This is a genomic window from Sporosarcina sp. A2, assembly GCF_050858885.1.
Classification (GTDB): Bacteria; Bacillota; Bacilli; order Bacillales_A; family Planococcaceae; genus Sporosarcina.
On record NZ_CP193898.1, the window covers coordinates 3179186 to 3202375 of the forward strand.

20 protein-coding genes and 2 rRNA genes are annotated in these 23190 nt (G+C 42.6%); 14 read left to right on the forward strand and 8 right to left on the reverse strand.

The features are described from left to right. Positions 1-9 precede the first annotated feature (9 nt). Positions 10-2942: ribosomal RNA gene (locus ACRPI0_RS16195) — 23S ribosomal RNA — on the forward strand. A gap of 78 nt (positions 2943-3020) precedes the next feature. Further along, positions 3021-3136, forward strand: a 5S ribosomal RNA gene (gene rrf, locus ACRPI0_RS16200). Between the two features lie 283 nt (positions 3137-3419). Here the strand turns inward: rrf and ACRPI0_RS16205 are convergent. Continuing rightward, positions 3420-3656 carry a hypothetical protein gene (locus ACRPI0_RS16205; protein ID WP_432353784.1) on the reverse strand — a complete coding sequence of 79 codons (237 nt, stop codon included), beginning with the start codon at positions 3654-3656 and terminating at the stop codon, positions 3420-3422. A 299-nt stretch (positions 3657-3955) separates the two neighbouring features. Then, a complete protein-coding gene (locus tag ACRPI0_RS16210; protein WP_432355992.1) occupies positions 3956-4222 on the reverse strand; it encodes an NAD-dependent epimerase/dehydratase family protein in 267 nt (88 codons plus the stop codon). A gap of 238 nt (positions 4223-4460) precedes the next feature. Between ACRPI0_RS16210 and ACRPI0_RS16215 the strand changes: the two genes are divergently transcribed. The 4 genes from ACRPI0_RS16215 (at position 4461) to ACRPI0_RS16230 (ending at position 7805) form a co-directional block, all read left to right on the forward strand. Further along, entirely contained in the window at positions 4461-5279 is an 819-nt protein-coding gene (locus ACRPI0_RS16215; RefSeq protein WP_432353786.1) for a YihY/virulence factor BrkB family protein, read from the forward strand. Further along, positions 5280-5957, forward strand: coding sequence for a response regulator transcription factor (locus ACRPI0_RS16220; RefSeq protein ID WP_432353788.1), 678 nt, complete (start codon positions 5280-5282; stop codon positions 5955-5957). It abuts the gene before it with no gap. Further along, the gene (locus ACRPI0_RS16225) at positions 5954-7333 is read left to right on the forward strand and encodes an ATP-binding protein (protein WP_432353790.1); all 1380 of its coding nucleotides are present in this window, start codon (positions 5954-5956) and stop codon (positions 7331-7333) included. The genes ACRPI0_RS16220 and ACRPI0_RS16225 overlap by 4 nt, the downstream gene beginning before the upstream one ends. Positions 7334-7406: 73 nt before the next feature. Beyond that, positions 7407-7805 carry a hypothetical protein gene (locus tag ACRPI0_RS16230; RefSeq protein WP_432353792.1) on the forward strand — a complete coding sequence of 133 codons (399 nt, stop codon included), beginning with the start codon at positions 7407-7409 and terminating at the stop codon, positions 7803-7805. 167 nt (positions 7806-7972) lie between these two features. Here ACRPI0_RS16230 and ACRPI0_RS16235 read toward each other — a convergent pair whose 3' ends face one another. The 5 genes from ACRPI0_RS16235 to ACRPI0_RS16255 all read right to left on the reverse strand — a co-directional run bounded on the left by ACRPI0_RS16235 (position 7973) and on the right by ACRPI0_RS16255 (position 13038). Beyond that, positions 7973-9514 (reverse strand): solute symporter family protein, encoded by a 1542-nt coding sequence (locus ACRPI0_RS16235; RefSeq protein WP_432353794.1) that lies wholly within the window; start codon positions 9512-9514, stop codon positions 7973-7975. A gap of 14 nt (positions 9515-9528) precedes the next feature. Beyond that, complete coding sequence (locus ACRPI0_RS16240) at positions 9529-9945, reverse strand: DUF485 domain-containing protein (RefSeq protein WP_432353796.1); 417 nt, start codon at positions 9943-9945, stop codon at positions 9529-9531. Positions 9946-10153: 208 nt separating this feature from the next. Then, positions 10154-11098 (reverse strand): MBL fold metallo-hydrolase, encoded by a 945-nt coding sequence (locus ACRPI0_RS16245; protein ID WP_432353797.1) that lies wholly within the window; start codon positions 11096-11098, stop codon positions 10154-10156. A gap of 6 nt (positions 11099-11104) precedes the next feature. Next, positions 11105-12577: an MDR family MFS transporter gene (locus tag ACRPI0_RS16250; protein ID WP_432353798.1), complete on the reverse strand. Its 1473-nt coding sequence runs from the start codon at positions 12575-12577 to the stop codon at positions 11105-11107. A gap of 41 nt (positions 12578-12618) precedes the next feature. Next, entirely contained in the window at positions 12619-13038 is a 420-nt protein-coding gene (locus ACRPI0_RS16255) for a MarR family winged helix-turn-helix transcriptional regulator (RefSeq protein ID WP_432353799.1), read from the reverse strand. A gap of 257 nt (positions 13039-13295) precedes the next feature. Here ACRPI0_RS16255 and cls point away from each other — a divergent pair, with 257 nt between their 5' ends. Then, complete coding sequence (gene cls / locus ACRPI0_RS16260) at positions 13296-14750, forward strand: cardiolipin synthase (protein WP_432353800.1); 1455 nt, start codon at positions 13296-13298, stop codon at positions 14748-14750. A gap of 58 nt (positions 14751-14808) precedes the next feature. On the opposite strand, the gene ACRPI0_RS16265 is transcribed toward cls, so the two are convergent. Beyond that, on the reverse strand, positions 14809-16950 hold the full coding sequence (locus ACRPI0_RS16265; RefSeq protein ID WP_432355993.1) for a DNA topoisomerase 3: 2142 nt from the start codon (positions 16948-16950) through the stop codon (positions 14809-14811). A 742-nt stretch (positions 16951-17692) separates the two neighbouring features. Here ACRPI0_RS16265 and ACRPI0_RS16270 point away from each other — a divergent pair. From ACRPI0_RS16270 to ACRPI0_RS16300, 7 genes are all read left to right on the forward strand, one after another. Continuing rightward, a complete protein-coding gene (locus ACRPI0_RS16270; protein WP_432353801.1) occupies positions 17693-18343 on the forward strand; it encodes a helix-turn-helix transcriptional regulator in 651 nt (216 codons plus the stop codon). A gap of 185 nt (positions 18344-18528) precedes the next feature. Beyond that, positions 18529-19152 (forward strand): superoxide dismutase, encoded by a 624-nt coding sequence (locus ACRPI0_RS16275; RefSeq protein ID WP_432353802.1) that lies wholly within the window; start codon positions 18529-18531, stop codon positions 19150-19152. A 72-nt stretch (positions 19153-19224) separates the two neighbouring features. Further along, positions 19225-19755: a YwhD family protein gene (locus tag ACRPI0_RS16280; protein WP_432353803.1), complete on the forward strand. Its 531-nt coding sequence runs from the start codon at positions 19225-19227 to the stop codon at positions 19753-19755. Between the two features lie 4 nt (positions 19756-19759). Continuing rightward, entirely contained in the window at positions 19760-20266 is a 507-nt protein-coding gene (locus ACRPI0_RS16285) for a flavin reductase family protein (RefSeq protein WP_432353804.1), read from the forward strand. 37 nt (positions 20267-20303) lie between these two features. Beyond that, positions 20304-20789 (forward strand): DUF1189 family protein, encoded by a 486-nt coding sequence (locus ACRPI0_RS16290; RefSeq protein ID WP_432353805.1) that lies wholly within the window; start codon positions 20304-20306, stop codon positions 20787-20789. A 19-nt stretch (positions 20790-20808) separates the two neighbouring features. Then, positions 20809-21048: an indolepyruvate ferredoxin oxidoreductase subunit alpha gene (locus ACRPI0_RS16295; RefSeq protein ID WP_432355994.1), complete on the forward strand. Its 240-nt coding sequence runs from the start codon at positions 20809-20811 to the stop codon at positions 21046-21048. An 821-nt stretch (positions 21049-21869) separates the two neighbouring features. Then, positions 21870-23174 carry a serine hydrolase gene (locus tag ACRPI0_RS16300; RefSeq protein ID WP_432353806.1) on the forward strand — a complete coding sequence of 435 codons (1305 nt, stop codon included), beginning with the start codon at positions 21870-21872 and terminating at the stop codon, positions 23172-23174. The last annotated feature ends 16 nt before the right edge of the window (positions 23175-23190 follow it).

Sequence of the window (23190 nt, forward strand, 5' to 3'; positions counted from 1 at the left end):
TTAACTTTTGGTTAAGTTAGAAAGGGCGCACGGTGGATGCCTTGGCACTAGGAGCCTAAGAAGGACGGCACTAACACCGATATGCTTCGGGGAGCTGTAAGTAAGCTTTGATCCGAAGATTTCCGAATGGGGAAACCCACCATCTTTAATAGGATGGTACGTATTTGTGAATACATAGCAAATACGAGGCAAACCCGGAGAACTGAAACATCTAAGTATCCGGAGGAAGAGAAAGAAAAATCGATTCCCTGAGTAGCGGCGAGCGAAACGGGAAAAGCCCAAACCAGGAAGCTTGCTTCCTGGGGTTGTAGGACACTCTATACGGAGTTACAAAAGGATGAGTTAGGCGAAGCGATCTGGAAAGGTCCGCCAAAGAGGGTAAAAGCCCCGTAACCGAAAATTCATCCCCTCCAGAGTGGATCCTGAGTACGGCGGAACACGTGAAATTCCGTCGGAATCCGGGAGGACCATCTCCCAAGGCTAAATACTCCCTAGTGACCGATAGTGAACCAGTACCGTGAGGGAAAGGTGAAAAGCACCCCGGAAGGGGAGTGAAATAGATCCTGAAACCGTGTGCCTACAAGTTGTCAGAGCCCGTTAATGGGTGATGGCGTGCCTTTTGTAGAATGAACCGGCGAGTTACGATTCCATGCGAGGTTAAGCAGAGAATGCGGAGCCGCAGCGAAAGCGAGTCTGAATAGGGCGAATGAGTATGGGGTCGTAGACCCGAAACCAGGTGATCTACCCATGTCCAGGGTGAAGGTAAGGTAACACTTACTGGAGGCCCGAACCCACGTACGTTGAAAAGTGCGGGGATGAGGTGTGGGTAGCGGTGAAATTCCAATCGAACCTGGAGATAGCTGGTTCTCTCCGAAATAGCTTTAGGGCTAGCCTCAAACGTTAAGAATCTCGGAGGTAGAGCACTGTTTGGACTAGGGGCCCATCCCGGGTTACCGAATTCAGACAAACTCCGAATGCCGATGATTTATGTTTGGGAGTCAGACTATGGGTGATAAGGTCCATAGTCGAGAGGGAAACAGCCCAGACCGCCAGTTAAGGTCCCAAAGTATTCGTTAAGTGGAAAAGGATGTGGCGCTGCCCAGACAACCAGGATGTTGGCTCAGAAGCAGCCATCATTTAAAGAGTGCGTAATAGCTCACTGGTCGAGTGGCGCTGCGCCGAAAATGTATCGGGGCTAAACGAATCACCGAAACTGCGGATTGACACCTTTGGTGTCAGTGGTAGGAGAGCGTTCCAAGGGCGTTGAAGCTAGACCGGAAGGACTGGTGGAGCGCTTGGAAGTGAGAATGCCGGTATGAGTAGCGAAAGAAGGGTGAGAATCCCTTCCACCGAATGCCCAAGGTTTCCTGAGGAAGGCTCGTCCACTCAGGGTCAGTCGGGACCTAAGTCGAGGCCGATAGGCGTAGACGATGGACAACAGGTTGATATTCCTGTACTACCTCCCCACCGTTTGAGTGATGGGGTGACGCAGAAGGATAGGGTGAGCGCGCTGTTGGTTATGCGCGTCTAAGCAGTGAGGTGTGAAACGAGGCAAATCCCGTTTCTAATACATTGAGCTGTGATGGCAAGGGGTGTATACCCTGGAGTCCCTGATTTCACACTGCCAAGAAAAGCCTCTAACGAGGTGGGAGGTACCCGTACCGCAAACCAACACAGGTAGGCGAGGAGAGAATCCTAAGGTGATCGAGAGAACTCTCGTTAAGGAACTCGGCAAAATGACCCCGTAACTTCGGGAGAAGGGGTGCTCTGGTAGGGTGAATAGCCCGAGAGAGCCGCAGTGAATAGGCCCAGGCGACTGTTTAGCAAAAACACAGGTCTCTGCAAAACCGTAAGGTGACGTATAGGGGCTGACGCCTGCCCGGTGCTGGAAGGTTAAGAGGAGAGGTTAGCGCAAGCGAAGCTTTGAATTGAAGCCCCAGTAAACGGCGGCCGTAACTATAACGGTCCTAAGGTAGCGAAATTCCTTGTCGGGTAAGTTCCGACCCGCACGAAAGGCGTAACGATCTGGGCACTGTCTCAACGAGAGACTCGGTGAAATTATAATATGCGTGAAGATGCGCATTACCCGCGACAGGACGGAAAGACCCCGTGGAGCTTTACTGTAGCCTGATATTGAATTCCGGTGCAGCCTGTACAGGATAGGTAGGAGCCTAAGAGACCGGAGCGCTAGCTTCGGAGGAGGCAATGGTGGGATACTACCCTGGCTGTATTGGACTTCTAACCCTTGCCCGTGATCCGGGCAGGAGACAGTGTCAGGCGGACAGTTTGACTGGGGCGGTCGCCTCCTAAAGAGTAACGGAGGCGCCCAAAGGTTCCCTCAGAATGGTCGGACATCATTCGTAGAGTGCAAAGGCATAAGGGAGCTTGACTGCGAGACCTACAAGTCGAGCAGGGTCGAAAGACGGGCTTAGTGATCCGGTGGTTCCGCATGGAAGGGCCATCGCTCAACGGATAAAAGCTACCCCGGGGATAACAGGCTTATCTCCCCCAAGAGTCCACATCGACGGGGAGGTTTGGCACCTCGATGTCGGCTCATCGCATCCTGGGGCTGTAGTCGGTCCCAAGGGTTGGGCTGTTCGCCCATTAAAGCGGTACGCGAGCTGGGTTCAGAACGTCGTGAGACAGTTCGGTCCCTATCCGTCGCGGGCGCAGGAAATTTGAGAGGAGCTGTCCTTAGTACGAGAGGACCGGGATGGACACACCTCTGGTGTACCAGTTGTCTTGCCAAAGGCATCGCTGGGTAGCTATGTGTGGACGGGATAAATGCTGAAAGCATCTAAGCATGAAGCCCCCCTCGAGATGAGATTTCCCATTACGCAAGTAAGTAAGATCCCTCAAAGATGATGAGGTGGATAGGTCTGGTGTGGAAGCATGGCGACATGTGGAGCTGACAGATACTAATAGATCGAGGACTTTCCCAAATATAAGTTAAAGAGCCGTAAGGCTGTCTTGAATTCAATGTTGGTTTTATCCAGTTTTGAGCGAACAAGCTCAATTTGTCTGGTAATGATGGCGAAGAGGTCACACCCGTTCCCATACCGAACACGGAAGTTAAGTTCTTCAGCGCCGATGGTAGTAGGGGGCTTCCCCCTGTGAGAGTAGGACGTTGCCGGGCAATTGAAAAAGCGAGTTAAGGAATTTATTCCTTAACTCGCTTTTTTGTATATACTTTTACGATAAACTGGATGAAACATGTTTTGAAAGGAAACGCACTGCAAATGATTGTAATGATAAATTAAGGCTACACTGGGGAAGTCTATTAGTTTTTGAAGGTATCATGGACAAAGTGAGTATTATGGACAGAATGAGTAACTTTAGCACAGATTCTTCAAGTCTAATTTGCATATACCAAGTACCAGCAGCTCTTAATGTTAAACACGAGGCCCGAAGTGGTATAGCTATTTAACACTCCTCACAGAGTATGTATTAGAATTCGGATAGTATTCTTTCAAAAGATGTTGGGCGTAGCCCATTCCTTCTGCCATTGTTTCCTGGTCATCCCATGGCCGTGTAGCCAAGTGACTCATCAATTGGTAACTGGCAGCGAAAACAAATATTAACGCAACAAGAACTAGTTCAATTAGAATAATCCGGTTTTTCTGAGTGCCGTATACGACAGAGCGATCTTTTCTCATACCGTTACAGATCCTTTTGTAAGAAGTCCCAGTATTCCGTCACCCCTCCGTGAAACTATAACGAGGAGACCATTTGAGATATTGGATAGCTCTATGGTTATTTAGGGTACTATGTTCTAAATCACCTTCTCGTTTTCCTGTGTAATTGAAAATCATAGGAGTTGAGGAGTTCTCTAAACATCGGATCACTTACAAAGTCGCTGTCCTGACGTGGGCCCTAAACATTGGCATAGCGTAGAATGGTATGTGATAGTTAATGATTTGTGGAAGTGAGTCGATTATAGAGTTCATACAGCTTTTTAGATAATCCATAGCGGGTCTTCCATAGAGACAGACACCGACGTTTGCGCTGCTAAATGGAATACGGTGTCTGGAAGAAAGGATTCAAGCAATGAGGTTAGTTTGTCTGTTTGAAGAACATCCATCTGTGCAAACGCAGCTTGAGTATTTAAGTTTTCACGTTTGCCAGTGGATAGATTATCAATCACGAGCACTTCATGGCCAAATTCGATGAGACGGTCGGTAAAATGGGATTCGATGATGCCAGCCCCTCCAGATACTGCAATTTACATGTGCAATCTCTCCCTGATTTTCGAATTTTGCAAAGCACGTAGCATATGTTGATAGACGTGGCAAAAGGGATGTCAGAAACTAGCTTGTAAACCATAGCGGAAATGGGAGTAAAACCAGTCAAACGATGTCGGAAATAGTCTGAACTTGATGTAATAGGTAGAGTTTACATTATAATTAGTCATATCGCTAGAATTAAATCATATTTCCTATTCATGAAAAAGGAGAATTAATATGAAAAAGGGACTTAAGGTCTTAAAAAGATTCGTAACAGAACGATTTTACGACCAAGCCGCACAGACTGCCTATTACTTGTTGTTATCCATGCTGCCATTTTTCATATTCATGTTATCGTTACTTAATTTGTTCCCCGTGAATGAAGAACTATTGTTTCGATTTTTACGACCTTTCATTCCAGAGCAATCATTTGAACTCATCGAAGATAATGTCCGAGAAGTTTTAAGAAACGGTAAAGGAAAATGGCTTTATTTTAGCTTGGTGGGCGCATTCTGGTTGTCTTCTGTAACGGTACAGTCTTTTGCACGTTCCTTAGATTTGGCAAATGGATATGTACGAAAACAGGGGTTTTGGTTTTCCTTATTCCGAGATCTAGGAGTGACGATCTTATTTATGCTCGTCGTTCCTCTTTCGTTAGTTCTTCCTTTTATTGAGAACGTACTCCATCAAGTTGTTGCGTATTATGATCGAATCGATGATTGGAAGGGATGGCTATTTTTGTGGCCGAAGATAAAGTGGGGACTTGGTACGCTCTTTTTGTTTATCTTTTTCGCGATTTTCTATAAGATTGTTCCAAGTGGTAAGATTTTGTTTAAACAAGTAATTCCAGGAGCCTTATTATCGACAATCGGTTGGCAACTGTTTTCCTATTTGTTTGGCGGGTGGGTAACGGCTGTTGACTATACCCGGTTGTATGGACAATTATCGGGAATTATCATGCTCGTGATCTGGTTTTACATGACAGCCGTCATCATTTTGATGTCAGGCTTATTAAATGCAGAGTGGAGTAAGTCCAAAAAGAAGGAAGTGGGATAAATGTTAACTATTTTAGCGGTGGACGATGACCCAAATATTTTAGAACTTGTCCGCATCACATTGTCTGCTGCGGGGTATTCAGTAATGAAAGCAAAGAACGGACGTGAAGCGCTTGAACTTATGGAGCATGAGGTTCCAGACCTCGCAGTAGTCGATGTCATGATGCCTGAAATGGACGGCTATGAGTTAACGAAAAAAGTGCGTTCTGAATGGGATATACCAGTACTTTTGCTCACTGCAAAAGGTGAATTAGAAGATAAGGAAAAAGGGTTTCTTGCAGGATCAGACGACTATCTAGTAAAACCCTTTGAGCCGAAGGAATTGCTGTTTAGAATCCGTGCCATCCTACGGCGGTACGAGAAAGCAGTGGATGTCTTTATTCAAGCAGGACCGTTGTCCATCAATCGTCAATCGTATGAAGTGTCTATAGGAAAAAAAGTGCTGTTACTCCCCTTAAAAGAGTTCGAATTGCTATCTGTTCTTGCATCACGTGCAAACCAAGTGTTTACTCGTGAAGTGTTGTTGGATCGAGTATGGGGCTATGACTATGAGGGCGATGAGCAGACGCTTAACGTCCATATTAAGCGATTAAGGGACAAGTTTGAAGGTCTACCGGAACAAGTCAGCATTGTAACTGTACGAGGTGTTGGGTATAAGCTCGACACAGGTGCGGTATGAGATCGCTCTACGGCAAATTCTTGCTCTATACGGCTGGAATCATGGTGTTTAGCGCGCTTTCAGCGTTTCTGGCAGTCAATACGTATTACCATCAAAACTTAAAAGGCTCGAATGACGAAAAGAATATGAACATCGTTCGAGAACTCGCGAATTATATTGAAGACGCGGCGCCAGAAGACTTGGATTTTTACTTAACGACTCAAGCGGCAGCAGGGTACAAGTTGCTACTCGTAGACGAAAATCTAGAGGGCAAGCGCTATGGCCAATCTTTCCGGTTGGATAATTTAGAAGAACAAGATGTCATGACCGTACTTCAAGGTAAAGACTATCATGGCATGAGAAATTTCCCGACAGAAACGTTTGTAACGGGTTTCTTTTCAGATGAAACCGCAAATACCGTCGGGGTACCATTTACATATAAAGGGGCAGAGTATGCATTGTTCTTGCGCCCGGATATCAAGTTGCTCTTCACCGAAGTGCATTACTTGCTTGGTGGCATGGTTATCGTGATGGCAATTGCGAGTCTGCTAGCGATGTTAATTGTTGCGAAGCGGTTAATCCGCCCGATTACTCAATTGACTCTTGCCACGAAAAAAGTGGGGAAAGAAGAGTTCAGCGGCATCTTGCAGATTCATCAGAAAGATGAAATCGGACAACTCGCTGAAAGTTTTCAAAAGATGACCGAGCGACTCGGAGAGAATGACTTAATCCGCAAGAAGTTCATAAGTGACGTCTCACATGATTTCCAGTCACCATTGTTAAATATTAAAGGGTACGCGGGGCTATTGATGGATGACACGCTACCAGCTGAAGAACGTTCGGGATATGCGAAGGTGATTCAATCCGAAACGGATCGGTTATCATCACTTACGAAACAGTTACTTCTTTTGACGTCGCTCGATCAGATGATGAGCCCGTTGAAACCGGTGACATATGACGTGAGTGAGCAACTACGCGATACTGTGCGAAAATACCGTTGGCTCCTTGAAGAGAAACAAGTTTCGCTATCTATGGAAATCGAGGATGCGGAACTGACTGGTGACCCAGCGTTTCTTGAAAAAGTATGGGAGAACTTGTTGTCCAATGCGCTAAAGTATACGAACGATTACGGAACGATTGAAGTATCGTTAGTTTCGGATGAAACCAACGTGACCATAATGATTGGTGACTCAGGTATTGGGATTGCAGAAGAGAATCTCCCGCATATCTTTAACCGATTTTACCGTGAAGACGATTCTCGAACGATTGCTGCCGAAGGAACTGGCCTCGGGTTATCGATTGTTCAACAAGTGGTTGAGCTCCATAATGGATCGATTTCCGTCGAAAGTGAAAAAGGACAAGGGACAGTATTTACACTTGCCCTGCCGAAAATGTAATCTCCCGTACATGTTGCGTTCATGTTGAGGTTGTAAGATTAAGATAATCAGAACGACACAGGAGGAATTCAATATGCAGGAAAAATGGAGTATACGTCTAATACGCATTGCAGCGATCTTCGGGTTAGTGGGTACGGTGCTTGGTTCACATATGGCGGGGACTGGGTCGTATGCATTCAAACCGATTCACGCGCACATATTACTAGTAGGCTGGCTATCCGTCTTTTCATGGGGCGTATTCTATAAAATCTACCGCGTCCGCGCAACGAAACTCGTAGCAGTTCACGGCTGGGCAGCGATTATCGGGTCCATCGGATTGACTGCAGGTATGTGGCTTCAGTTCATCCGCCCGTTCGATATTAACGGGACGTTCGCCCTCGTCTTTTACATCGTAGGCGGCACGATCCTATTGCTCGCGTTTGCGCTATTCGTCGTCATGACATTCCTTATAGACCGCACAGAGAAACGATAAGTTAACTACCGTAGCCGTTCCTATTCGTAGGAGCGGTTTTTACTTATGTTAGGGAGCAGGGGGGAAGCGCTCGATACTACTGGCTAAGCGATCCATTCCAATAAAAAAACCTGTGGATCTGTCACCAAAGGGTGACAGATCCACAGGTTTTCAACTATCTACAGAGCTTACAAACCGCGGTATCCAGTCTCCGCCTTGAATCGGACTTCTGCATACGCAACTTCTGCTTCTTCATGACGCTTGGCACCAGCATAGGTCCCGATGATCGCTGCGAGGAAGCCAGCTGGAATCGAGATGATGGCTGGATTCACGAATGGGAAGAGTGGATCACCGACGAAGAATGCAGCACCCGGTACAGGATTGATGACGTTAGGACTCACTGCAACAAGCACAAGTGCTGTGATTAACCCAGTCAACATGGAAGCAACTGCACCTGTCGTATTAAACTTCCGCCAGTAAATCGTGAACAAGATCGTTGGAACGTTCGCTGAAGCGGCAATACAGAACGCTAGGGATACTAAGAATGCAACATTCAACTTCTCCGAACCGAGTGCCAGCAAGATGGAGACTAGTCCCACACTGATTGCAGCTACGCGGGCAGCGAGTACTTGCTGCTTCTCCGTTACTTTGCCTTTCATGATGATTTCTGCATAAATATCATGGGCTATTGCAGAAGCCCCTGAAAGCACCAACCCTGCAACAACTGCTAGAATTGTAGCGAAGGCTACAGCGGCAACGAATGACTCAAGTGCATCTCCGCCTAGGACACCAGCTAACATCGGTGCAGCCATATTACCGGCTGGGTTTTCTGCGATAATCGCTGTAGAACCAACAAACTTCGCAGCACCAAAGCCGAGGAAAATAGTAAGTACATAGAAAATCCCGATAATCCAAACCGCATAGACGACAGACGAACGTGCGGTCTTTGCATCTTTCACTGTGAAGAAGCGCATCAAAATATGTGGAAGACCAGCCGTTCCAAGAACAAGAGCGAGCAACACGGAAATCAAGCCAATCGGATCTTTATAGACGACACCTGAATGCAAGAAGGACTCTCCATGGTCCGTTGCAGTCCGCATGACGTCAAACATTCCAACAAAGTTGAAGTTGAATTTCATCAATACAAGGAAAGAAATGACGATGGTCCCAACCATCAGCAAAATCGCTTTCACAATCTGAACCCAACTTGTAGCCGTCATACCTCCAAAAAGTACGTAAATCAGCATCATGATGCCGACAATCATCACAGAAATCCAGTAATCGATGCCGAAGAGCAACTTGATAAGAGCACCCGCACCTACAAGTTGTGCAAGCATATAGAACAGCACAATCGTAATCGTATTCAAAGCAGCAGCCCCACGGACTTTCTTCGCCCCGAACCGTGATCCGATCATATCGGCCATCGTATATTTCCCGAGATTCCTAAGTGGTTCGGCGATGAGGAATAAGACGACGAGATACGCTGTCAAAAAGCCTACACTGTAATAGAACCCATCGAATCCACTCAATGAAATCGCACCGGCGATTCCTAGGAATGAAGCTGCGGATAAGTAATCCCCTGCAATGGCCATTCCATTCTGCCATCCTGTCAGGGAACCACCTGCGGTATAGAAATCACTGGCTGTTGTTGTTTGTTTCGCAGCCCAGTATGTAATGTAGAGTGTTAATAGAATTACAGCGAAAAAGATTGCAATGGAAATAAAACTCATACCGGAAATCCCCCTTAGTCCTTAATGTGTGTTTGGATAATCTGGTCGATGTCCTTATCAAAATCACGTGCCTTTTTCACATAAATTTGAGTGAATACCCATACCATCAAAAATAAACCGAACGCATATATCCAAGTCCACGTCATCCAGCCAACGGCTCGGGTTTCTAAAATAGATGTATAGCCTGTCAATATGGGCAACAGCAGATAGATCGTGAAAAACGCAATGACGTATGGAGTGATGAATCGGTTCTTCTTTTTAATCAGACGCTTGAACTCGGGAGTTTCAATAATTCGTTCATAGTCTAGCTTGCCATCAGCGGTGCGAGGCAGTTCGCGTTTAGGTTGAACCTCTGATTGTTTTATTTCAACTGTCACTTTCCCATCCCCTTCACGGATTTTTTGGACTTGCTGAATAGCTATAACAATCATCCCCCAATGATTCCCACGCCGTAAACTATCTTCCAGCAATCCTATTTGTCAAACGTATCAAATAGACGGAAAAAATGCAATATTATATTTATATAAAATAACAAGTCAGACCTTACCTGTTTGACATCAAAAAGCCCCAACTTTCTTCATAAAAGAGAGTTGGGGCTAATGCTATAGGGACATGCGAACAACACCTTCAAAGTGTTGTTTAATCATTGAACATAGTTTCTCCATGTTTCAGCAAACGAAGGCGTCTTTCATCCAAACGAAGTCGTTTCCATTCAGCATTTAAACGATCTAAAGCTTCTTTTGGCGTATCATCCGCTAAAAAGAAAGCCCCATAATGCATTGGAATAAACACTTCGGCACTGACATCTGAGAAAGCTTGTATGGCTTCTTCTGGTGTCATGTGTTGTGTGCCCATGAACCATTCCGGCTCATAGGCACCTATGGGCATGAGCGCGTGAGTAAGACCAGGGAATCTCTTGCCAATTTCTCTGAAACCTTCAAAATATCCGCTATCCCCTGCAAAATAGATGGATTCAGACGTAGGTGTTGTTTCTATTGGACGTTGGATAATCCATCCTCCCCAATGGGACGTGTTGGTGTCTGTTAGTGTACGCTTCGTCCAATGTTGGGAGGGAACAAAATGGAATTCGACAGAGCCGATACGTACTTGGCCCCACCAGGGAATCTCATAGACCCGATTCTCCTTCATTAGCTTACGAACTTTAGGTCCTAGCCCTTCTGGAACAAGAATGGCGGGTGTACCTTTGAGTTTCTTCAATGAGGGTACGTCTAGATGATCATAGTGGGAATGCGAAAGTAGGACAATATCGATGTCAGGAATCTCTTCTATGGAGAGACCCGGTTCTTCTAACCTCCCGCTGATCGCCATGCTACTTGCCCAAACTGGGTCTGTCACAATCGTTAACCCTGCAATTTGGATTAAGAATGTCGAGTGACCAATCCACGTAATTGTGAAATCCTCTTTATTTGCACGGAGCAAGGTCGATTGCTTATGATCGGCTTGGCCAATTTTATAACTCATATCTTTCTCTTTACGGAATCGCTCTTTTTGCCAGCGTAGTAATTCACCTAACGTTGCGGTACGCGCATTCGAATCCAAGTTGCTGTATCGTTTTTTGAACATGGACATTTACTCCTTTGATAAATCAATTTCCTCATTGTCACTAGGTTTCGCACGGTACACAACAAACGACAGGATAACCGCGACAATCGACATGGCAAATGCGATGAAGTAAACCAGTTCCACTCCGGACACAAGCGCAAGATTTATTGCGGCAGGGTCTGTCGGATTCGTGGATTTCTGTAACACGTGCAATTGACGTGCATTCATGATGCTGATGAAAACCGACACACCAATCGCACCTGCCACCGGCTGTAACGTGGACATCACAGCGGTTCCATGTGGATAGAGACGCTTCGGCAACTGATTCAACCCATTCGTTTCAGCAGGCATCATGATGGCGGAAACGGATAACATGATGAGGACATAGTAGATCACGACATGCCACACAGGTGTATCGACAGTGAGTTGGCTCATCATAAACATCGTCCCACTTAATACGAGAGTTGCTGGAATCATCAGCACACGTGGACCGAATTTATCGAATAACGCGCCCATAAATGGTGACATGATCCCGTTTAAGATACTTCCAGGCAACAAAACCAAGCCAGCCGTTGCGGCTGAAAGAGCGAGTGGACCTTGCATATAGATCGGCAAAATGATTTCAGAGGCAAACATTGCCATAATGATGATCAAAAACATCACGACAGCATGTGAAAACATCGGATAGCGGAATACCCGCATATTCATGATTGGTTCGTCGAGCTTCAACTGACGCCGAACAAATAAGGCGATACCTATAACGCCCATGCCGATGAACAGCCAAACCGTCGGGCTTGCAAATCCGTCCTTGCTTTCCCCGACAGAACTGAAGCCATAAACGATGGAACCGAATCCGATTGTTGAAAATACGAGTGAAAGAACATCGATTTTAGGTTTCGTCACCTCGGACACATTGACCAAGTACTTAGTTGCAAATGCAATCGAGAACAACGCGAATGGAATGACAAGGATGAACAAATAGCGCCAACCTAAATACTCAACGATAACACCGGATAGCGTAGGACCGATTGCCGGGGCAAACATGATGACGAGACCGATCATCCCCATCACTTTCCCGCGTCGTTCCGGAGGATAAATCAATAGGAAGACATTAAAAATAATCGGCATCAATAGACCGGTACCTACCGCTTGGATTAAGCGTCCAAGCAGTAAAATCGAGAACGTAGGCGCACTGGCGCAAATGATTGTCCCTAGTGTAAAGACGGCCATTGTCCCAAGGAACAGCTGCCTCGTTGTAAACCACTGAAGCATCAGTGCAGATATCGGAATAACTATGGCCATAACGAGCATGAATCCAGTCGCCATCCATTGGACATCAGTCAACGAAATCGAGAACTGATCCATAAGTGTGACGAGCGCAATATTCAACAAGGTTTCGTTTAAGATGGCGAAAAAGGCACCGATAATGAGCGTTAACATAATAGGGAGGACTTTCACATTCGGGTTATCTGCTAAGTATTCATATTTCTTGTTTTCCATTCAAAAACCTCTTCCATGTTTAGGGTGATTTAACTCAACTATTATTGATGGTGTTTTCGGATGATCCCTAACATGTCAACGAAAGAGGCAACTTCCGATGCTGAAAAACGATCTTCGATTTCTGCAATTGCATGGTTCAATGCTACATCCAACTGTTTGTAGTCCTCCCCAATTTCGGGGCTGACACTTAAGTAGTTGACGCGCTTATCGGTGCTGCATGGTGTTTTCGTGACAATTCCTTTTGCGACTAGTTCATTAACTTTCACAGTAACTGCTGAGCGCGCAACGTGAAGTGTATCTGCTAAAAAACTGGCCGTGCACTTTTCGTTATACAAAATTACTTCCATATACAGCAAACTATTATAAGTTAAATTTCCATACACATTATTGTGATTCATTTGTCGAAGGCTTTTTAAAATCTGTTCATAATAGAATTGGTCTAACGCATGTATAAGTTTCATGTAATCACATCCCGTTTGTTAAGTGAAACTAATTATAATCGTTTAATTAAATTAAGCAAGCTTTAAGATCAGTAGTAAAAAACAACTCTATCTTCTTGTTGGATAAACTATTTTTTTAGGATCATATTCCTTTTCATAGGGTACATGTTATAGTGAATACTACTTTCTATAGAATTTAATCTATACTTCAATAGAAATTCTTAAGTACCTAAATGGATGGTTTTCATTAAAAATAAAACGAGAAGGTAGGTGTAATTATGGGGATAGGATATATAATTACGTTGATTTTATCCATTTCAATAGCGATTAATCTTTTATTGTTGGTAGGAGTATTGTTTTTCGAAAGACGCGACATCGGAAATACATGGGCATGGATATTAGTCATGGTGTTTATTCCTATAGCGGGCTTTTTCATCTATCTATTCCTTGGACGTAATTTGAAGCAAAAGAACTTCTATAAGCTGACGGATGAAGAGAGAAGAGAAATAGACACGGAAGTGAATCACCAATTATCGACAGTCTATAGAGAGAAGGTTCAACAGTCTCCGTTACTCAAGAAACATGAAGAACTAATTCACATGAACTTGATATCATCGGATGGACTATTATCTACGGATAATGACATCCAGATCTTCGAAGATGGACACAAGAAATTCGATTCCTTAATTGCGGATATCCAAGCATCTGAAAAGGAAGTTAATGTTCAGTATTACATTATCCAGTCTGACGCATTAGGGACAAGACTTCGGGATGCCTTGATAGAGCGTGCGAAGGCAGGGGTGAAAGTTCGTCTCCTGTACGATGAAGTCGGTTCCAAAAGGACCGCACCTAAGTTTTTTGATGAATTGCGTGCAGCAGGCGGCGAAGTCGAGGTGTTTTTCCCATCATTCTTCAGGTTGATAAACTTCAGAGTAAACAACCGTAATCACCGGAAACTAGTTATTATCGATGGACGCATCGCGTATATTGGCGGATTCAATGTAGGGGACGAGTACCTTGGTCTGGACAAAAAATTCGGTTACTGGCGGGACACACACCTGCGCATTAAAGGAAAAGCCGTCCACCACATTCAAGGGAAGTTCATATTGGATTGGCATCGTGCCGGCAATAACAAGCCGGGTGAATGGGATGAGTACACATTCACTGAAGAGCCGCAACAAGGGACCAGCCCAATCCAAGTAGTTTCGAGTGGACCGGATTCTATTACAGAGCACTTGAAAAATATGTACATCAAACTTATCTTATCTGCGAAGAAGAGTGTTTATATTCAAACGCCCTATTTCATACCAGATACAAGCTTTATGGATGCCTGCAAAATTGCATTGCTATCTGGAGTTGACGTGCGAATCATGATTCCGTGTAAACCGGATCATCCGTTTGTCTATTGGGCTACGTGGGCGTATGCTGGCGATTTGCTCGATTACGGGGCCAAGATACTACTTTATGAAAATGGCTTCTTGCATGCAAAGACCATCGTCGTTGACGAGGAAGTGACAGCAGTAGGAACGATGAACATCGACTCCCGCAGTTTCCATTTAAACTTCGAAGTCAGTGCGATCGTCTACGATGAAAGAGTAGCTCAACAGGTGCATAGATTGTTCTTGAAAGACATTGAAGTCAGTTCAGAACTGACACCTGAACGGTATGCAGAGCGTCCGCTGCTTATTAAATTCAAAGAAGGCATTTCTCGTCTTCTATCACCTGTATTATAAGAGTAGAACGAAAAAAGGAAAGCCTTCTCGCGGTGAGAGAGACTTTCCTTTTTTATGATTAAACAAACACTAAATTCAATTTACCTTCCTTCAATTCAAGCATGGCGTCGAATTTCTGGCCGTTTGCGTGTGTAAATCCTTTAATGACGTTTGTTTTTCCTGCGGTGCACAATAACTTCACTTGGGCTTGCGTTAATTTCTTTTTCAAGAATAATCCTGGAAACGTCTGCTTGCAACCATTTTTATAATTGCTGCAACCGTAAAACTCTTTGCGTGCGACGATCATGCCTTTTCCACACTTCGGACATGGCGCAACTTCGGTGGCTGTATAGGATTTACGACTGGACGACTTAGATGGCGGCAATACGATATCGATCTTTTGTTGCTCAAGTTGGACCGGCACGTCTTCAAGCAATTTATAGATAAATTTCGACACACTTCCTAAAAAGTGTTGGCCAGTCCCTTCACCATTCCCGATTTTCTTCAAATACGTTTCCCATTTCGCTGTCATTGAGGGACTCGCGAGCAAACTGCCTTCAATCGCTTGACAGAGGACGCGTCCTTTGTCGGTAATCGATACAATATTTTTCGTTACCGAAATATAGCCATGCTTTTTAATCGTTTCGATAATGTTACTGCGTGTCGCTTCTGTACCGAGGCCTTCAATTTCTTTCAAGATATCGGTCTCGGTCTGATCTTCGACAAGCTTCCCACATGTCTTCATCATCGCGATCAGCTGACCTTCTGTATATGGCTTAGGTGGTTGGGTCGCACCTTCCTTAATACCAATCTCACTTTGTACTGTTTCACTTTGCACTAGAGGTGGAAGCGCGGGCTCGTCCGCGTCTTTCCCTTTTTTTGGGGGTGCTGCAAATAACTCTTTCCAGCCTTTGTCCACCTCTGTTTTCCCTGTCGTGAAGAAGGGGAGTCCGTTGACGTCCGTCGTTACTTTCGTTTCTGTGTATAAATAATCCGTGTGGAACATCGCGAGTGCAGTTCGCACAACTTCTTCATAGAGATTCCGTTCCAGGGGTGAAAGTCGTGCGATAGCTGCCGCTGTCGGAACCTTTTTCGTCGGAATGATAGCGTAGTGTTCTTGGACTTTCGAACTGTCGACAAATCGCTTTTTTGGCGTCTTTGAAGTGATTTCGAATGGTTGCCCCATGAGCTGCTGATACTTTTCAACGGAAGCTGCTAAATAATTGAATTCGCTCGGTGTGATATGACGTGTATCCGTACGAGGATACGACACGAGTTTCTTCTCATACAGTGTCTGCATTGTCTTCAGGACGGTCGCAGGACTCGCTTTAAAGCGGCGGTTAGCAGTTGCTTGGAGCGTCGAAAGAGAATGCAATTGTGGTGGCGGCATGCGTTTATCTGTAGTTTTAAGCTCTGAGATGGTACCTGGTGAACGTTTCGTAATACCACGGCTGTTCAACGCATCTGCAATTAGTTCGCGCTTCGGCTCTTTCAACTTGGCTTTTCCTTTATAAGTCCCGCTAGCTGCTGTAAACAGTGCCTCCGCTTCAAAAAATGGTTCCGAAACAAACGTCTCAATTTCACGTTGTCGCTGATAAATCAAATACACTGTTGGGGATTGAACACGCCCGATTGGAAACACTTCCTCAATTCCTTTCGCCTTCAATAACAGCGTATACAGCCGTGATCCATTCATTCCAACGAGCCAGTCACTGATCTGACGAGACTTCGCTTCTTCATACATCTGCAGATCCTTCTTGTTATCGCGTAAATTCTCAAACCCTTTGATTACTTCATCTGCTTCAAGAGAATTAATCCACAAGCGTTTTATGGTTTGGTTACGAGCACCTGTCTGATCATAAATACTATAGAAGATATTTGATCCTTCGCGATCCACGTCACACGCGTTAATAACGGTATCCGTATCTTTGATAAGCTTCTTCACAACCTGGAACTGCTTGAACTTACCCTTCGATACTTGGAACTCATAGCGCTCTGGTAAGATCGGCAAACTTCCAAGTGACCAGCGTTTCCACGCGGGATTATAGGTATGAGGTTCTTTCAATTCCACGAGGTGGCCAACGCCCCACGTCAAAAAAGCCCCCTCCGGAAACGTCGGGCATGGATGGATTTCCATATAGCCTTCGTGTTTACGCGCAGAGAATGCATCCGCATAGGCTTTCGCTTGTGATGGTTTTTCGGCTAGTATTACCGGTTTCATGACGGCACCTCGATTTTTCATGTTTAATACGTTCGTTCTGTTGTACTCATTATCTCATATTTTGGGGCGGGTTGCTATTGCGTGGAAGTGTTTAAGCCCCATGCAAAAAACATATAATTGAGCTTTCCAAATTCATAGATAGAGTAGTGATTGATATTAACTTGATTCTTGTAGTGACACCGAAATGTTTAATCTGGAACTTTCACCATTTTCGATTCGGTATGTCCTAAATTGTCATATCAAAGCAGTACCCTCTTCTTTTTCACAACAAATTGTGGGAATTACTTTGCGTCTTTTTGCTCACTAAGTAAAATATATTCAGTGTCTAGAATCTATTCATTTAATTTTCTCACGTTTTAAACCGATTTTTTTAAATGGACCATAGCAAGTTGTTAATATGTGAGTGTGTTGTTCACCATTTAAGTTAAATCGTTGAAATGCATAAATAATCCAAACGCTATGCCGAGCGCAAAGTTAGGAAAAGATATATTAATCCATTTCACTCCCATTATAATCTTTCCCTTTTTCTAATTGACTTTTTGGAACAAGGACCAAATTTCCCTATGTGACTCATAAAATTAATGATAAATATCTAGCATCTCCTTCCTCATTGTGCGTCCACTTCTTCAGTTGTTGAATCAGAACAAAAATGAATGTGTACCCTATTAATTTGAGAAGCATCACATTATAGAATGTGATATATTCATGCTATGATAAGGACTTGACTCCGGAGGTGAAAAAATTGAAGAATACTCGTTTAACAACAAAAGAAAAATTACTTAATTTATTTAAGAAAGAAAAAGAGTTGACAGTAAATCAAATGGCTAAAGCATTAGAGATTACCGAAATGGCTGTCAGAAAGCATCTCAATGTTTTGGAAAGAGACTCTTTTATCGATATGTACGAAATGAAGCAACCTATAGGACGACCTGTTCAAGTTTTTTCATTAACATCACAAGCGGATGAACTTTTTCCTAAAAGCTACGATAATCTAACTGTTGATTTTCTGAATGACCTTCAAGAAATTCAAGGGAATGAAATAATTGATCGCTTATTTGAAAAGCGGGGTAAACGACTAGCTAATAATTATTTGTCTCATATGAAACCCGGATTTTCAAACGAAGAAATGGTCGATACGTTGAAAAATATTCAAATTGACAAAGGGTATATGGCTGATGTCAATAAAATAAACGATAACCAGTTCGAATTAATTGAACATAACTGTCCTATCTTTGAGGTATCTAAAAATTTTAAGCAGGCATGTCATTGTGAGACAAATATGTTTAAAGAAGTTTTAAATACGAAAGATGTAAAAAGAACAAGTTGCAAAGCTGACGGCGATAACCATTGCCATTTTCTTATCAATTTTAATGATGATGACGTTTCCGTTTAAAGAAAGGCCAAGTTATAAGCTAATTGCCTTTTTATCCGTAGTAGTTTATCAAGATAAAGGAATAAGTATATCGTAGGCAACTCTGTTGACTTCGGCTGATTACTTATTCTAATATGAAGGTAGACACTTTTTATACTAAAAGGTATATAAAGTATAAAAAGCGAAAAAACTTTGGGGGAATTTAAATGACTAAATTTACACTACCAGCATTAAGTTATGGTTTTGATGCATTAGAACCAGTTATTGATCAACAGACGATGGAAATCCACCATGGAAAACATCACCAAACATATGTAAATAATCTTAATGCTGCACTTGAAGGCCATGAGGCGTTAAGCGACAAGTCGCTAGAAGAACTTCTTACAAATATTGATACGCTACCTGTTTCAATTCAAACTGCTGTTAGAAATAATGGTGGTGGGCATTTAAACCACTCATTGTTCTGGGAAATCCTCACGACACCTTGTGAAAACAATCTACCGACCGGGGACCTAGCAGCGGCGATAGACAAGAAATTTGGTAGCTTTGAAAAATTCCAAGATGAATTTACGAAAGCGGGAACAGGAAGATTTGGTTCTGGATGGGCTTGGTTAGTCGTCAATAAAGAAAAACAAGTCGAAGTAACAAGCACACCAAATCAGGATAACCCAATTATGGTAGGCGAAACAGCTATTTTAGGATTGGATGTTTGGGAACATGCTTACTACTTAGCTTATCAAAACAGAAGACCTGAGTATATTTCAAACTTCTTTAAAGTGGTTAATTGGGATATCGTTTCTAGTAAATATGCAGCGGCGTTGAATAAATAATAGCTACCTATGAGATAAGAGACCTTTGGGGATATTATCTCGTTCATTCTAAAATGAAGGGGTGAAACATCATTGCCAGAACGTATAAGTAAACAGAAGATGTCCTTTACGATCTTAAGTGGCGATTCCACAGATGGGGATGGTGGATTCGGTATTGGTTCGATTAATCTTGATAATATGACACCACTAATTATAGATCCTGAAGAAAATGATGTTTTTATAGATATGGATGCTTTGCATGCCAAAAGCAAGATAGAGAAAATGGTCCGCTTTAAACCTGAAAAAGAACATGCAGGACCGAATCCGAAACGCTATTGGATTGTGTGGCTTACGCTTCAAAATAGTGGATCGGGCCCTTATTATTCAGGTGCAACAGCTAGTGAGATACTAGTGTCGAGGGAAGAACGTCGCATTAAGTTAGGGTATAAATCATTACCTGAACACGTAAATTACATGGATAAGTCCTTAAAAAATCAGTTTGTCCTTTCTCATATGGATGAGAGATCATTGGGGTTATTAAGAGATTATCTAAAAGAATATGATGAAGGATATTGGCAACGATCTAGTGAAGAATTAGAGATTCAACTACATTTAGGGATGTGAGAGAATGCAAATTAATTCAGATAAAGTAAGTTCTTTTAAAGAGGCGATGGCAAATTATCCTACTGGTGTTACGGTTGTTACAACAATCGATGAAGAGGGTAATCCAATTGGCTTAACAGTAAATTCGTTTGCATCGGTGTCATTGGATCCACTGCTTATTTTATGGTCAATAGATAAAAGGGTTTCTACATACGAATCATTTAAGAAGGTAGATAAATTTGCGGTTAATATTTTGGCAGATAATCAAGCAGAAATTGCTTCGGTATTTGCAAGTCGCACTAGTAATCAAGAGCGGTTTGAGAAAAGTGATTGGGATCTTTCCAAAAATAATCTACCTATTATTAAGCGGGCAATGGCAACGCTTCAATGCAAGACGTTTAAACAAATTGAAGCAGGAGACCATACAATTATAATTGGAGAGATATCTGAAATTGTTGTTGAGAAGAAATCGCCTCTCGTTTATCAAGGTAGAAAGATGGGGGCATTACCTACAAACTTCCATGAAAATTAACATGTTATTCTGTTAGAAATATGTATGGGGGAGTAGTATGGGTGTTTTACATGCATTGAAGCTAGGCCTACTATTGCCAAGTAAACGTGCTGTTTTTCAATTGAATCGTGTGAAAACTAAAGACTTCCTAACTTACCTAGTTTTACTGAATGTGTTAATTTCATTTCCGAATGGAGTACGACTAATTAGCAAATCTATAAGCAGCGGTGAGTTTGGCAAAGAGTCTTTGCTAATTTTATTTATTTATCCATCATTCATAATGCTTTTTGGAACCATAGGTATCTTCCTGCTTGCATCAATAGGCGTGTTAATTAGAGCGGTTGCCAAAAGAAAATTAGTATATCAACTTTTATGGAAAATGACCGTTTATGCATTGACGTATCCTATTATGCTCTACACTCTTTTTGATGTGCTGGGTATTACACAGTGGGCTTTAAATCTCGTATTGCTAGTACTATTCCTAGTGATTTTTTTAAAAATGATTTTGATCTATCCTAGAATTAGGAAAGGTATGGATGGATAACGTGAAAGGAGTTTTTATAATGGCATTTGTTATAACTTCGGAGTGTATGACAGAACGGGCGGCTGATTGCGTAGAGGTTTGTCCGGTTGATTGTATTACGATGGGCGATGATCAGTTTCTGATCAATCCCAATACATGCATTGATTGCGGTGCTTGCGTGGTTGTTTGTCCTGTTGAAGCCATCTATTTTGAAGATGAGGTACCAGAAGCGGAATTGGCATCAATTCTTAAAGCAAAAGAATACTTCGGGGTTGTCTAATAGCTGATAAACTTCAATATTATCCAATACAGTTTGTATTGGATAGCGATTCAAATTTAATGAAAGCCGTTTTAGAAGGTTTGTCCTTCCTAAACAGCTTTCTTTTTTTATTGTTGGAATGTATAAAAACCCCAATTGTTTCCAGTCATTTTAACTGAAACATTGCAGCTTTATTTTTTAACTAGATCATTTTAGTAATAGTCCTATCGAGAACCGTTGAAAACATATATAAGGTTTTTGACCAGAAGATTAGGGGTGACTAACTTTCACAATCTCTTTCAAGACTAAACGTTGCTTGACTCCTGTCATCAACATAATAGTAGGACGGGTTTCATGTCAGAACCTCGATTTTTCATATTTAGTACGTTTGTTCTGTTTGATTGACTATCTCACATATTGGAGGGGGGGCTATTTGATGGTGGAGCAATCAGAAAGTAGCGTATGATTCTACGTTCTTAAATTGCAGGAAAAGCCTTGGATTTGTTTGTCAGACAGACCTTTCACACTAAAACTTTGTTCAGGATTCCCTGGTTGAGTATGCTAGGATCTAATCTCCAATTAACGAAACCTTCTGTCAAGTAAACGCGTATAAAGGTGAGAAGGTAGGAGCTACCACGGGAAATCTGTTAACAGTACTTGTGCTAACTTTGCTAGTAACCTATAAATAGTTTGTTTTCCAAAAATCAAAAGAATTTAATTGACGTAGGATAGAGAGTGGAAAGAGAAGAATTTTTCTGTAAGGAAGATTCGGTATCCTTGTTTTAAAGAGAAAGTATTAAGGTGCTTATGTATAAAATAATTGGTAGAAAGGAAGTTCCTATATGAATATTTGGGCGTGGATTGGGCTTTTGGGAATTATTCTATTTACGCTGATGCCTTTAAAAAAAGAGAACAAATCGAAAGAAGACTTTAGAAAAGTAATCGTAACGGTACTGATTGTGCTAGGAATTATGATTGCAGTGGTAATTTTTAATGTTAATTATTTAGTTGCACTGATTATTGGGTTCATTGCATCGATTGTGTTAGATAAGAAAACATATACAAAGAATCGATTGATAATTTACGGGGCGATTGTTCTAGTTATTGGAATTGCAGGTTACTCGGTATTTCGAGACAATCCCAATTATGTTATGAACCATTTAAAAGATAATCCACAGTCGACGTCTTTTTACTTGGAAGAAAACGGTGAAAAATTAATTACCTATCATTCAGATAGAGTTCGACCCTTGGCAAGTACAGTGAAGATGCTGATTGCTGTTGAATACGCAATGCAAATTGATGCCGGCATATTAAATAAAGATCACGCTGTCTCAGTAGACGATTTAAACCGTTATTACATAAAAAATACGGATGGCAACGCACATGAAGAGTGGTTGAGGACGATGAATGAAGAAGGGAAAGTTAATAATAATAAGGTGATTCTGCATGACGTTGCTAGAGGAATGGTGACCTACAGCTCTAATGCCAACACAGATTATTTGATTGATTTGCTGGGCATAGCTGCTATTAATGAGCGAGCACAATCACTTGGTCTTACGCAGCAGGAGGAAGTTTATCCGATTGTTAGTGCTCTTTTAATCCCGGATCACATAAAAACAGAATCGATGGATGAGGAGCAACTAATTAAAGAACTTGAATCGCTACCAAATGAGGAATATCGGGAACTTGCTGAGGAATTAAGTAAACAAATGAAGGAGGGCACTATCAAGGCTGAAGAGATAACATTTGAATCGACTTTGAAGGTACAGAAAGTATGGTCAGATCGTTTGATTGGCGCATCTGCTAATGATTACGGGAAGTTATTGGGGATTATATCGAATGATGAGCTTCCGGCGAAGGCAGCTGAAACTGCAAGGGATTTATTGGAATGGCCAATGGAACTTAACGAAGGAAACCAGGAGCTATTTACCCATTTAGGTGCAAAGGGTGGATCGACCGCGTTCATTCTTAATGATGCATTATATGCAGAAAACCACAGAGGACATAAGATTGAAATGGTTCTCCTAACAGATGACTTGAACGTCTGGCAAAATATATTGATTAGTCATAACTTGAATTCCTTTGAATCTAAATTACTCAGCAGTGAAGACTACCGTCTGAAAGTCCAGAAAGAACTCTCCCAATAGTAATTAATCAAAAATA